Annotated in this window: 9 protein-coding genes and 2 pseudogenes; 1 reads left to right on the top strand and 10 read right to left on the bottom strand. The window is 58.9% G+C overall.

Annotation, left to right across the window (positions count from 1 at the left end; translation table 11 throughout):
- Positions 1-5: 5 nt before the first annotated feature.
- The 8 genes and pseudogenes from IPK32_08225 to IPK32_08190 all read right to left on the bottom strand — a co-directional run bounded on the left by IPK32_08225 (position 6) and on the right by IPK32_08190 (position 9,246).
- Positions 6-1,326: pseudogene (locus tag IPK32_08225) on the bottom strand (DUF1501 domain-containing protein).
- A gap of 220 nt (positions 1,327-1,546) precedes the next feature.
- A complete protein-coding gene (locus IPK32_08220; protein MBK8091956.1) occupies positions 1,547-3,076 on the bottom strand; it encodes an Rne/Rng family ribonuclease in 1,530 nt (509 codons plus the stop codon).
- A 101-nt stretch (positions 3,077-3,177) separates the two neighbouring features.
- Entirely contained in the window at positions 3,178-5,427 is a 2,250-nt protein-coding gene (mrdA, locus tag IPK32_08215) for a penicillin-binding protein 2 (GenBank protein MBK8091955.1), read from the bottom strand.
- The gene (locus IPK32_08210) at positions 5,417-6,028 is read right to left on the bottom strand and encodes a hypothetical protein (protein MBK8091954.1); all 612 of its coding nucleotides are present in this window, start codon (positions 6,026-6,028) and stop codon (positions 5,417-5,419) included. Before IPK32_08210 ends, mrdA begins: the two co-directional genes overlap by 11 nt.
- Positions 6,029-6,046: 18 nt before the next feature.
- Complete coding sequence (gene mreC, locus IPK32_08205; protein MBK8091953.1) at positions 6,047-6,943, bottom strand: rod shape-determining protein MreC; 897 nt, start codon at positions 6,941-6,943, stop codon at positions 6,047-6,049.
- Positions 6,944-7,038: 95 nt separating this feature from the next.
- On the bottom strand, positions 7,039-8,070 hold the full coding sequence (locus IPK32_08200; protein MBK8091952.1) for a rod shape-determining protein: 1,032 nt from the start codon (positions 8,068-8,070) through the stop codon (positions 7,039-7,041).
- A 243-nt stretch (positions 8,071-8,313) separates the two neighbouring features.
- The gene (locus IPK32_08195) at positions 8,314-8,865 is read right to left on the bottom strand and encodes an adenylate/guanylate cyclase domain-containing protein (protein MBK8091951.1); all 552 of its coding nucleotides are present in this window, start codon (positions 8,863-8,865) and stop codon (positions 8,314-8,316) included.
- Positions 8,858-9,246: pseudogene (locus IPK32_08190) on the bottom strand (FHA domain-containing protein). Before IPK32_08190 ends, IPK32_08195 begins: the two are co-directional and overlap by 8 nt.
- 128 nt (positions 9,247-9,374) lie before the next feature.
- Here IPK32_08190 and IPK32_08185 point away from each other — a divergent pair.
- The gene (locus IPK32_08185) at positions 9,375-10,091 is read left to right on the top strand and encodes a hypothetical protein (protein ID MBK8091950.1); all 717 of its coding nucleotides are present in this window, start codon (positions 9,375-9,377) and stop codon (positions 10,089-10,091) included.
- 5 nt (positions 10,092-10,096) lie between these two features.
- On the opposite strand, the gene IPK32_08180 is transcribed toward IPK32_08185, so the two are convergent.
- Complete coding sequence (locus IPK32_08180; protein MBK8091949.1) at positions 10,097-11,899, bottom strand: sulfatase-like hydrolase/transferase; 1,803 nt, start codon at positions 11,897-11,899, stop codon at positions 10,097-10,099.
- Positions 11,900-11,904: 5 nt separating this feature from the next.
- Positions 11,905-13,557, bottom strand: coding sequence for a sulfatase-like hydrolase/transferase (locus tag IPK32_08175; protein MBK8091948.1), 1,653 nt, complete (start codon positions 13,555-13,557; stop codon positions 11,905-11,907).
- Between the last annotated feature and the right edge of the window lie 5 nt (positions 13,558-13,562).

The raw sequence follows: 13,562 nt of genomic DNA, 5'->3' as shown, positions 1-13,562 counted from the left end.
CGTACTCACGCAAAGAGATGCGTCAGCGGCTGGCCTTTATCGGCGACGGTGAATGGGCGCTTGCTGGGGCTGAAGATGACTTGATCCAACGGTAAGCCGAGGGCGTAGCCGATGGTGGCATTGAGATCTGGCGGGCCCACCTTGTCTGCGGCGATGCCCGCACCATCGGGCGTGGTGGCACCATATTTCAGACCGCCTTTGATCCCGCCGCCGAAGATGACGGAGCTAAAGATGGGGAAGTGATCGCGGCCCTGATTCTGATTGATCTTGGGTGTGCGGCCAAATTCAGAGCTGACGACGATCATGGTGCTGTCCAGCATGCCGCGCTGCTCCAAGTCAGTGACGAGAGCCGTGAGTGCGGTATCGAGGGTGTCACAGAGGCGGGGCGTGTTGATGAAATTCGCCGTGTGCGTGTCCCAACTGCCAAAGCTGACCTCAATGAAGCGCACCCCGTGCTCGACCAGGCGGCGTGCGAGTAGGCAGCCCTGACCGAAGGTGTCACGCCCGTAGCTCTGACGCAGCGCCTCTGGCTCTTTGCTGAGGTCAAAGGCGACGAGATCCTCGCTCTTCATGAGGCGGACGGCATCGTCATACATATCCGAGTAGGCCTTCACGTTGCGGGTGTCCCATTTGTGCTGGAAGTCCTCATCCAAAGCACCTGCTAGCTCACGGCGCAGGGCGAAGCGCTCATCCGTGACGCCTTTTGCGGACGGACATTTTGCAGACCGGACTCGGGGTTATTGACCATGAGTGGGCCGTGTTTCTTTGCGAAGAAGCCGGCTCCTGGATGGCGGCTATCATTGCCGATATAGACATAGGGTGGCAGAGCAGGATTTCCAGGCCCTTGGAAAAAGCTGAGCCATGCGCCCATGCCTGGATGCTTGATGGTGCTGCGCAGGCCGAAGCTGGTGTGCATGAAGTAATTCGCCTGCTCATGCGCCGCAGTGTTGGTAGCCATGGAGTTGATGACCGTGGCGTGGTGCATCTTTTGGCGATGCGTGGCAGGTATTCGCTGATCTGCACGCCATCCGCACTGGTCTTGATGGCTTTCACGGGGCCCTGCACCTCTTTGTTGTCCGGCTTCGGGTCCCAGGTGTCGAGATGGCTCTGCCCCCCGGTCATGTAGAGGAAGATGACATTGCGTGCGGTGGCGGCTTGCTTCGCGATGGCGGCGCCCTCACCCGCAGCGAGTGCTCTGCTGCTGAAAAGATGCTCCATCGACGGCAGCATGCCCACGCCGAGGCAGGTCTGTGCCATGCGGGTCATCACCGAGCGGCGAGATAGATCGCAGCGGAGAGCTGGGAGTGTGGAGTGGAGAGTTTTCATGGGGGGCGGGGGTGGGGGATGGTTGAAACTCGGGGCAAGCAAAAGGTCATCGCCTCTTGTTTTGCCGAAAATACGCCCCAGGGCAGGCCCCATGTCAGAAAGCCCCGTTATGCCAAACCAGAACGTGGTTATGCCAAAATCGGTCTAGCACAGCCGCTGCTTGCCAGTCTTTGCAGGTGGCAAGCCAGGGCTGGTCCCATCAGGGTGAAATCACCGAGCTTTAGTTTTTGAGCTCTTCGCCGGATTGAGCGTTCACCAGGGTGAAGTGCTCCCGGTGGAAGGATGGGTCTGTGCGGAAGGTGAGGCGGGCACCATATTTTCGCTCCAGGGCGACGAGGAGCTCGCCGTCTTCGGTTTTGAGGCGGTTCATGACGTCTGGATGCACGACGACGAGGATGCTGCGCTCATTTTCTGGCAGGCGACCCAGCACGGCACTGAGTCGGCGCTGGAGCTCGACGGACATGGTGAGCGGAGTCTTCACCTGGCCGTGGCCTTTGCAGTAGGGGCAGGGTTCGTAAAGCGTGGTGCCGAGCGATTCATTGAGCCGCTGGCGGGTCATCTCCATGAGGCCAAATGGGCTGATCTGGGTGACTTGGGTCTTCGCTTTGTCACGCTTCAGATGCTGAAGCATGGCCTTGTACACGGCCTGCTGGTCTTTGCGGTGCTTCATGTCGATGAAATCGACGACGATGAGCCCACCCATGTTCCGCAGGCGGAGCTGGCGGGCGACTTCTGCGGCTGCTTCGAGATTGGTTTCCGTGAGCAGCTTGTCTTGGTCCTTCTGGCCTTTGTTGCGGCCGGTGTTCACGTCGATGGCGACGAGGGCCTCCGTCTGGTCGATGACGATGTAGCCGCCGCATGGCAGCCAGACCTGGCGGTAGAAGGCGTTGTCGATCTGCTTCTGGATGCCGTAATGCTCAAAGATCGCCGTCTGGCCCTGGTAGAAGTTGATGCGGCGCTTGGCACGCTTGCTGATCTGGGCGGCGAGCTTTTGCATGCGCTCGACGGTGGCTTGGTCGTCGCAAGCGACTTCGTCGATGTCTTCCGTGAGGAAGTCACGCACAGTGCGCTCGACGAGGTCGGGCTCCTGGAGGCAACAAACGGGTGCTGGACGGCTATCGCGTGTGGCGACGGTTTCGTTCCACTGCTCGATGAGGATATTCAGATCGCGGATGATGTGGCGGGCACGTTTGCCCATGGCCTCCGTGCGGAGGATGACGCCCATGCCTTCTGGGAGGTCGATGTCTTCCAGGATCTTGCGCAGGCGAGCACGCTCGACGGGGTCTTCGATCTTGCGGGAGATACCGCAGGTGTCATTGAGCGGCATGAGGACGAGCAGGCGACCCGCGAGGGAGATATTGGTGGTGACGCGGGGGCCTTTGTTACCGACAGGGCCTTTGGTGACTTGCACCATGATTTCAGAGCCGACGGGATAGAGGCTGGGGATATCCTTGGACTCGATACGCTTCTTTTTTTTGCTGCCACGGCGATTGACCTCTTCCATGCCTTCGAGAGCAGCGGGGATAGCGTCCCAGAAATGGAGGAAGGCATTCTTATCGAGCCCGATGTCGATGAACATGGCCTTGAGGCCTTGCTCGATATTGCGGATGCGGCCTTTGAAGACGCTGTTGATGATGCTGGAGGTGCCGACACGCTCGATGTTGTACTCTTCGACGGCTCCGTTATCGAGCAGGGCGACACGGTTTTCGAGTTTTTCGCAGTTGATGACGAGTCGGATGCCCGTGCGGATGTCTTTTTTGCCGGTGAGGAGCCTCGCGGATGCGTTGGATAAAAGTGAGTGCCATAGAGGGAGGATGGAAAAAGGGCTGTTGAAGAATAGAAGCAGTGTTTTCAGCGGAAAATCCTGCGGAAGAAGCCGCCTGGTTGGGCGGGTTGAGGTTGGGGTTGAGGAGCGGCCCTCCGCACAGGCACGGCCTTGGGCACGGAACTGCTAGAGTTGGAGGACTTGCGGTTGATGTTGGGCTTTGCGCGTTTGCGCGGGGCCGGTTCATCGCTCGATTCACGCGTAGCAGGCGCACCTGCGCCTGTGTCGCCATCGTCGTCGGTGCCGGGCACTGCCGGGAGGGCAGCATCGGCATAGGCGATGGCTTCGATTTGACGAAAATGGCCCTCTGCGGGCTGTAACTCATCCACGGCAGGCTGGTAGGCACCGCGGTCGATGGCGAGGCATTGCTCTAAAACACGCCGTGCGACAGGGGCGGCCACTGAACCGCCAGATTTGCCGTTTTGCACGAGTATACAGCATGCGAAGCGTGGATTCAGATAGGGGGCGAAGCTGATGAACCAGGTGTGATTGTCATCAATCTTGGTTTTGCCCTCAAAACGCCAATTCTGTGCTGTACCGGTCTTTCCGGCCACTTCGATGCCGGTGATGCGAGCGGATTTGCCTGTGCCGCTAGGGTCATTGACGACTTTCCACATGCCTTTGCGCACGATTTCGATCTGCTCGGCCTTCACATTGGCGGTGAGGTCGCCACGGAGGCTGGGCTGGTTTTCGAGCACGATCTGGCTGCCATCCACCACGCGTTTGAGTAGGTGCGGACGCCATGCTTTGCCTCCATTGGCCACGGTGGCAGTGACGGAGGCCATTTGCAGCGGCGTGGCGAGTACGAAGCCCTGGCCGATGGAGGTATTGGCCGTGTATCCATCACTCCAGCGCTCGCCGGGCTTGTGGATACGGAGCCAATCGGGGTTGGGCAAAATGCCTGCGCTTTCGTCTTCGAGCTCGATGCCTGTTTTTTCCCCGACACCGAGCAGACGGCCCATTTCGGAGATGCGGCTGATTTTGGCGTCGTTGCCATAGCGGTAGAAGAAGCAGTTGCAGGACTTCATGATGGCATCACTGAGGCCGAGCGTGCCGTGCGCTCCACCACTCTGACGCTGAATCCAGCACTGCATGGCATTGGTGCCGTAGGTGACGGCTCCAGAGCAGTTGTAGCGCCGCCCCTGGATGCCTGCGATGCAGCCTGCGAGTGCGATGGGCACTTTATAGGTCGAGCCGGGTGCGAAGCGGCTGATGGCGCGATTCATGAGCGGATTGCTTTTGCTCTCGTTGATCACATCCCAATCTTTTTGGCTGATGCTGGGGATGAATTTGTTCGGATTAAATGATGGCACGCTGGCAGTGGCCATGACCTCACCATTGCTGACGTCGATGACGACGACGGCCCCACGGCCCACTTTGCCATCACGCAGGGCTTTTTCCGCGACGATCTGCATGCGGGCATCGAGGGTGAGATAGACGTCATTGCCTTTGCGTGGTGGCTCGTAGCTTTTTTCACCGACCATGCGACCACGGCGATCGAGCTGCATCGTGCGCACACCTGGGCGACCACGCAGATAGTCATCAAAGCTTTTTTCCACACCAGAGACGCCATACTCATCTGGCACGGGGTAATCCCATTTGATGTTTTCTTCCGCCACAGCCCGCTGATCATCAGGCAGGCTGACATAGCCGAGGATGTGACAAGCGAGTGCTCCTTTCGGGTAAACACGGGAGGCACGCTCTTCAATGGTCACGCCTGGCAAACCCAAATTATGCTCTGCGATGCGGCTAAACTCAGCAAAGGTGAGATTATCCCGGTAAACCCACGGTGCGGCAGCCCCGCTGTCAAAGGTGCGGAAGTGCGTGCGCATGCCCTTCATCTCCTCATCACGGGCTTGCTGGCTGGCGTAGCTATTGGCGACACCGAGCTGGCGCAGGTAGGGCTCGATGGTCTCCTCAAACATGGCAACGATATCAAACTCCTGCTTTTCACGCGTGATGCCTCTCTCTGGCACCATGAAGGTGTGTTTTGGCACCGTTTTATGGGTGCGGCGATAGTCATCGAAGACTTCAAAGAGATTCACGCGGACTTCAAAGGTGGCCTTGTTCGCGGCGAGGGTGATGCCATTGCGGTCCTTGATCTCGCCACGCGGGCCAGGCACACGGGCACGCTTTTCTTTGGCACCGGGCACGATCTTCGCGAACTCTTCCCGCCGCGTGATCTGGAGAGAAAAGAGCCGATACGACAGCAGCGCGAACCCGCCGAGCATGGCGAGCGCGAAGAGATAGAGGCGGAAGTGGTATTTAACGACCATCGAAGCGGTATCTCAGGCCTTCGTATTTGATCTCATAGCTGGAGAGCCTTGCCAGCGAGTAGAGGAGCAGGAAAATGAGCGGTGCAGCCAACATGGCAAGCAGCGTGTCGGTGATCATCTTGATCCACAGCATGGGGACCAACTCCAACCGACCACGCAGAAAGGTCATGATGACATACTGCACCAACAGCCAAGAAAAAGTAGCTACGCCGACCATCACCACGGGGAACTCTAGCCGGCCTCTTTTAAAGAGAGGGCGGATGCCCTGTAACACCGTGCCGAGCATGCCAAAAAGAATGATGGAGACACCAAAGGGGAGATTCATCGAGCGGGTGAACTCCGCACCACCGCCTTCGCCAAAGAAAACAACCGCTTCGCCGACGGCCTCACTCACACCTGGCAGATGCCGCGCATCCCAGATGAAGCCGGTGCAGAATGCCAATAGCAGCATCACTGGAAATGGCACCGCGACGGAGGCCGCAAAGAAAAAAAAAGGCGGTAGAAACAGCGTGGCAAACTGGGCGATCTCGATCCCTGGAATGAACTCCTGCACGATGAAGGTCAGGATGAGCAAAATAAAGACGACAGGGTGGAAGATCATGGCCGTGCGTGTCGTGCGTCAGGGGTTTCCAGGAGCCGTGGGTGGGCTCGCTGGCGCTGTGGTCTGCTGGGGCGCGGCGGGAGCGGGTGCGATGTCGGATGGAGCGGCTTCGCCTTTCTGCATCTCGATCACAAAGACATACTCCAGTGTCGAAAAGTCCACCGCAGGTTCGATAATAGCCTCACCCGTGATTTCTTTGTTCTCAAAGCGCTTCACTCTGCCCAGCAAGAGATCCTTCGGGAACACGCCGCCTTCCCCCGTCGAGTACACACCGAAGCCGGCATTGACCACGGCATTGAGATTTAAAAAGCGAAGGCGCAAATCCGGTTTGATGTCCAGCGCTGCTCGCTCGCCGTAGAGAAGGCCTTGCTCCAGAGTTCCCTCGATACGTGCGGACACACAGCACAGCTCATCAGTGAGTAGGATCACCTTTGCCATGTGCGGCGCTAGGGTGGAAGTCTTACCGACGAGTCCCACCGACGTGATGACCGGGCTATCAGTGCCGATGCCATCGAGTGAACCTTTGTCGATGATGATGTTATTCCACCAGGTGCTCGCATTGCGGCGGATCACTTTGGCTGGCGTCATTTTGAATGGACTAGCCTGTTTGAAGTCGATGAGCTTCAGCAGCTTGGCATTCTCTTCCGTGACCTGATTGTACTTCTGCTGGATGATGCGGAGACGCTCCACCTGCACACGCAGGTCTTCATTGTCACGCTTCAGAGCCTTCGCATCGAGTGGTGCGGCCATCACTGAGGCTGCTGTACTCTCCAATGCCTCACTACTATGAATGAAGGGCGAAAAGATGCTCAACACACGCGACTGAATCTGCCGCGTTGCGGGTGTGTCCAAGGTGAACACCGAGGCTAGCCCCGCGAGGAAGATCAGCAGCGCGATGAGGTTGAGCTTTTTCATGACCGTGTGGGCCGCTCCGCGAGACGTGGTGTTTCCCTTCAGCTATTATGTCGAAGAAAAACACCGCGCGGTGCGGAACCGCTCGTCTTGGGTTTCTAAACTTCCGTGGTGCTGACTTTCCGCAGGAACTCCAGCTCATTGAGCACGCGGCCCGTTCCTTCGCCCACGGCGCTGAGCGGATCTTCCGCCACATGCACTGGGAGCGCTGTTTCTTCTTGGAGAAGTTTGTCGAGGCCGCGCAGCAAAGCTCCGCCACCTGCCAGCATGATGCCACGATCGACAAGGTCGGCTGAGAGCTCCGGCGGGCAGCGCTCCAGTGTGGTGCGCACTGCATCAATGATCGCATTGAGCGGCTCCAGCATCGCTTCACGCACCTCTTGACTGGTGATGGTGATCGTCTTGGGCAAGCCAGCGACCATATCGCGGCCTTTGACTTCCATCGTCGTCTCTTTGCCCAGCGGGAAGGCACTACCGATGCGCAGCTTGATCTCCTCAGCCGTGCGCTCACCGATCATGAGGTTATAAGCACGCTTCATGTAGTTGATGATCGAATCATCGAGCTCATCACCTGCCACACGCACACTGCGGCTGTAAACAATGCCTGAGAGCGAGATGATGGCCACCTCCGTGGTGCCACCGCCGATATCGACGATCATATTGCCCGCTGCTTCCTGCACAGGCAAGCCGACACCGATCGCAGCAGCCATGGGCTCCTCCATGAGATGCACTTCACGTGCACCAGCTTGCTGGGCACTTTCGATAACTGCACGCTTTTCGACCTCCGTGATGCCAGATGGCACCGCGATGACGACACGCGGGCCACGCATCGGACGGCGTCCGCCTTGTACCTTACGGATGAAGTGGCGCAGCATCGCCTCCGTCACGCGGAAGTCTGCGATGACACCATCTTTGAGCGGACGGATCGCGGTGATGCCACCTGGTGTACGTCCGAGCATGCGCTTGGCATCATCACCGACAGCGACGACTTCATTCGTCCCGGTCTTCACCGCGACGACTGACGGCTCGCGCAAAACGATGCCGTGATCTTTAACATAAACGAGTGTGTTGGCCGTTCCGAGATCGATACCGATGTCGTTGGCCACGAAACCAAAAAGTCTGGCTAGCATGAATTAGAAATGGGAAAAAAGTTTTGAGAGAGAGGGAAATACAAAAATGACTCGCCCAAAAATCCGGAGAGGCAGCGGCCAGTTCCAACCATTTTAAAAATCTCGAAAAGCCTGTCCGCCCCATGAAATTCAGGGCGTGGCGATGGTAAAACCGCATGAAAGACCGTCAAGGAGAGTTTCCGGCGCACGAAAACCTTACAAAAGAGGGGCTTTTGAGCCCATTTGAGCCCCAAATCCCCAGAATCAGACCGCCCCCAGCGTGATCGTGGGGGCATCAATCAGTGAATAGACCTCGACGGGTTCTGGTTGCCCTTTGACCGCGTGGATACCCGCAGTCTGGAAGAGCTCCAGCCCCTGTGGCCAGCCATGGAGAAAGCTCGCACCCGCCAGCACCGGCACCTGGAGCTTCCGCGTCAGGCTTTCGATACGGAAGGTCACATTCACGGCCTCTCCGACGGCTGTGGACATCCCACGTCCCATCGCACTGAGTGCCACATCACCGATATTGAGACCGATGTGGCAGTGAACCTCGATGTTCATGTTTTCTTTGAGCCACTTGCGCTTCGGAGAATCGCTGGCCTCCGCAGAGCTGAGGATCTTCGCTGCCTCTGCAGCTTTGGCACGCACATCTGCGCTGTCACCACTCCAGTAGGCAAAGACGCCGTCACCGATGAATTTATCAATGATCGCACCGCGGCTTTTCAGCACCTGCTCACATTGCGCATACCATTCACGCAGCATCGCAGCGACTTCCTCAGCACTGAGTTGCGCAGAAATGGCGGTAAAATTACGCAAATCGCCCACCAACAGCGTCGCCCCTCACCGTCTTCGCCGGTAGCGCGATGGTATGGAGAGCCTGCGTCGTGCTAGCCTGCGTGTGTCCAGAGCCACTCTCATCCTCGCTTTCAAAACAAAACAGGCTCGTGCCGATCTGCACGCGATCACCATGTCGCAGCGCCCGTGCGGTACTCACCACGACATCATTCACAAAGGTGCCATTTGCACTACCCAGATCACTCACCCAAAAAGCGAGCCATCACGCCGGATCGTCGCATGCTGGCGTGACACTCCACCATCCAGCAGCCGGATCGTCGCATCCGGGCTGCGACCGATCAGGTTGAAGTCCTCGAGAGGGATCTCGAGGTCTTTTTCCAGTGATTTGAGGCGTGCGGACATATTTAGGTAAAAAAACTCCCTCTCTTGAAGCCATTCCCAAGCCGGAAGTCAAGACTTCCCGTTCTGGAATATCATTCGGAGTCCATCTGGCAGTTGCGAGCAGCCGCGTCGGCAGCATGGATAGTGGCATGCTTTGCCTGCGAAAGATCACACTCATCTACCTCTGCCTCTCAGGGATGGCAGTGGCTCATGTAGTGCCCAGTACGGAGATCGAGGCCCGCTTTGAAAAAGAAGACCGCTGCGTGCTCGCGATCAATCTCGATCCCCGCGCCTTTCTCGCGGCAGACCCCACGCAGCTCCCACCTGTGCCTGGCTCCTGGTACCGTGAGCAAACCCCGGCGCAAGCCACCGCCACGCACACCAAATGCCGCGAATACCTCGAAAAGGCCCTCTCTCCCCTACTGGACGGCAAAAAGGTGCCCCTACCCCATCTCGACATCCAGCCCATCGACGGCGCAGATAATCATCCCCTCCGCCCGGACACCGCCGAGCTGCATTTCCTCGCCACCGTGGCACTCCCGCTCCCCACCACGGCCTCCACCTTTCAAATCGACTACAGCAAATCTGCCAAGACCGATCTCATCCTCTTTCACACCAGCTCCACTGAATCCGATCGCCGCTTCCAAGCTGTCTTCCCTGGTGAAACGAGCCGCGCCTTCCGCTTTCGTGCCGCAGCACCAGCCCCACCCGCTTCGTCAGCAGTAGCAACAACAACGCCTGCTCCTGCCGCCACCTACACCACGCTGGCACTCATCGTGGCAGTCACCGCCGTGGTAGCTGGCTGGCTCCTCCTGCGGAAATACCGCCATCATCACCGCGGCCACAGGCCACCCAGGCAGGATTGACCCGCTTATTTTTTGCCCTGCACTTTCATGGGCTTCGACTGCACATGCTGCAACGCGTCCTTGATGCTCTTGCCCACCAGACCGGCAAAACTCACGGCTTGAACGTCCGCAGGGATTTCAAAAGGCACTTCGATCACGCCCGCGCCGCTCGCATTCACCTCGATGCGTTTCAGCCGCGTTCCTTTGCTGTCCTTTAAAGTAACCTGCACCGGCTTTTCGCCCATTTCGGCCGGAAACGCGTGTTTGAGCCTCAAAACGGCCGTCTGGCCCGCGATGACGTTTTCCGGTAAAACCAGCGCAATGAGCCCTGGTGCCTCATTTTCAGTTTTGGCGACCGAATTGGCCTTTTGACGCTCCGCACGGCTCATTTGCTTCGCGGTGAGGCTCTTCGTAAATTCCTCGCGGAAGGCCGTGTCGTCTCGTTTGCGAAAGACTTCGAGCAGCGGGTCCTTTGTGCGCACCATCCAGTCTTCCAAAGCCTTCTCCAGCTCCGCCACACGCTGCGCGTGCTCCGGTTTCCCGATCAAATTGGTGAGCGCATCCGGGTCGTAGCGCACTTCATAGGCTTCCTCCGGCACACGGTGGTCAAAGAGGTCGATCCGCGCGGCGATTTGCTCGTTGTTCTTCGCCAGCACGCGCATCTGGCGGCAGGTGCTCGTGCCAGCGGTGGCACCGCTCATCACACGCGTGCCATTGGACCATGGGCTGAAGATGTACAGCCAGTCCTTCGTCTGCACCGCACGCATCGGCGTGTTTTGACCACCAGCGTTTTCATTGTGCTCCTTGAAAATCATCGTGCGCTCAGGCTGTGAGCCGCCTTTGAGCACTTCCGCAAAAGACGCGCCGTCAAATCCGCCCGGCGAAGCGATGCCGAGCATATCGAGGATCGTCGGCAGCAGATCGACGGTGGAAATCAGGTGCGCCTCATCCACCGCGCCGTCTTTCGTCAAACCGGGCCAGCGAATCATGAGAGGTGTGCGGCTGCTGTGATGGTAGAGCTGCGTTTTCGCAAACGGCAGCGGCATGCCGTGATCGGAGAGGAAGATGATGATGGTGTTTTCCTCCTCACCGCTGGCTTTCAGCGCCGCGAGGATCTCACCGACGCAATCATCCGCGCGACGCACGCTGCTGTAGTAATGCGCCAGCTCTTTGCGCACCACCGGATCGTCCGGCAGAAAGCCCGGCACCGGACTTTCCTCCGGGGTGAAGACTTGGCTCGGCACGTTTTCATCCGGCACCGTCTGACCCTTGTTTCCCTCAGCATAGAAAGGTTTGTGCGGGTCCGCGACATTGAGCAGCAGGCAAAACGGCTTCCCGGCAGCCTTCGCGGCGTCCATGCCGCGTTTCGCCGCACGTCCCCACGACGCGGCGTTCTTCACATCGTCCTTCTTTTCCTCCCGCAGGTCCACATCCCACGGAAACGGCGAGTAGGGCGTGCTGTGCTCCACCTTGTGCCGGATGCCGGTGAACCAGCCCGCGTCCTTCACGAGATCGCCGAGCACGGGATAGGTCTTCGCGGCCTTCGACATCGCACGAAAGCCCTCGATGCCGTTGTTGTGCGGATATTTGCCGCTCCACATCACATTGCGCGAGGGCATGCAGTTCCCTACGACGACATGCGCATGATTGAAACGCAACGACCGCGCTGCGAGCCGGTCCATGTGCGGCGTGGTGTCCTTCAGCTTGCAGCCAAAAGCGCCCACTGAGTCACAGCTCATGTCATCCGTGGTGATGATGAGCAGATTCGGCTTCGCAGCCGTGGCGAGCAGCGGACAAAGTGTGGCGAGAAAAAGAATGAGGCGGCGCATGGCAGTTATCGGGAGGGTTGGGTGAATTCCTCACGCGTCAGTTTGCCATCGTTGTTCTTGTCGAAGCTTTGGAAGCGTTTTGGCGCGTCGTCTTTCTTCGCGAGGCCGTTCGTGTATTCTTCGAGGGTGAGGATGTTGTCGGCGTTTTTGTCCCAGCGCTGGAAAGCGGCGGCGCGGTCCACGGTTGGGGCTTTTTTCGGCTTGGCGGCTGCTTTGACGACGGTGGCGCGGCTGCCGGATTGCACAAAGGGCGTGGGCAGGGTTTTGCGCCAGACGTCGAGCTTGGCTTTGAGTGTGGCGACGACATCAGGCTGCTTGTCCGCGAGGTTCTGCTGCTGCTCGCGGTAGGTGATGACGTTGTAGAGCTCGATGCGGGCGAATTTTTCGTCGTGGAGCAGGACGTGGTCGCCATCGCGGATGGCGTGGGTGGGCCAATCGGCTTCCTGAGAATGCGGACCGCGCCATTCCCAAAAGACGGGGGCTTCGCGTTGGAAAGGCTGGCCTTTGAGGGCGGCGAGCACGTTGAGGCCATCGCTTTGATAACCGGCGGGCGCTTTCACCTCGAGCGCAGCGAGGATCGTGGGCATGACATCGACGCCGGCGAGCACGCTCGTTTTGTCCACGCGGCCTGCGGGCACGACGCCGGGCCAGCGGACGATGAAGGGCACGTTCACGCCGCCGAGGTAGAGGCTGCGTTTGCGCCCGCGAAGGCCGCCGGTGGTGCCGACGCTGTGATAAAATTTTTCGCCGGGCTTGGCGTGCGAGTTTTCGGGGCCGTTGTCGCTGGAGAAGAAGACGAGCGTGTTTTCGGCGAGCTTGAGTTCATCCAGCAGAGCAAGCACGCGGCCGATTTGTTTGTCGGCACGCGTGACGGCTGAGTAGTAGGTGCGCTGCGGCTCCGCAGTGTCGGGATATTCTTTTTTGTCCTCATCGGAAGCGGCGACGAGGTGATGCGTCTCGTGCAGCCAGAGGTTGAGGTAGAAAGGCTTGTCTTTGACGCTGCGGATGAAGCGCAACGCGTTCTCGGCGGCGGCGGTGGTTTGGTAAATGGGGCCTTCTTTAGCGGGCACTTTGGCGAGGCTGGTGCCTTCAAACACATCGCGACCTGGACCGACCCACACGGCGGCATCGTCGTAGCCGTATTCAGCGGGCAGCGGAGCGCTCATGCTCTTCTCCTGGCCGCTGAGATGCCATTTGCCGTAATGCGCGGTGGCGTAGCCGGCCTCATGCAGCGTGCGCGGCAGCAGTGGTGCCTTTGGATCAAGCCAGTCCGGCATGCCGCGAGCGACATTCTCCGCATGACCCGCGAAGTGCTGATGCACGCCATGCCGCGCCGGATACTGGCCGGTGACGATGGCCGTGCGGCTCGGCGAGCAAACCGGATTACACACGGTGAACTGATGGAAGTCCGTGCCCTCACGCGCGAGTCGGTCGAGATTCGGCGTCTTCAAATGCGGATGCCCGTGGCAGGCGAGATCGCCGAAGCCCCAGTCGTCGGCGTAGATGAAGAGGATGTTCGGACGCGGCGGAGCCGCGAATGACGAAACCAGAGCCGAGCAAAGCGAGACAGCCAGCATCGCGAAGCGTATGCTGCCCCGCAGGGGTGAGCGAAGCGAAGCAATGACGAATGATGAAAAGAAGACGGCGAGTGTGCGCATGAGAG

It is taken from the genome of Verrucomicrobiaceae bacterium (genome assembly GCA_016713035.1).
GTDB lineage: Bacteria > Verrucomicrobiota > Verrucomicrobiia > Verrucomicrobiales > Verrucomicrobiaceae > Prosthecobacter.
Note: the sequence above shows the minus strand (reverse complement) of the source record. Positions and strands in the feature narration are given on the sequence as shown.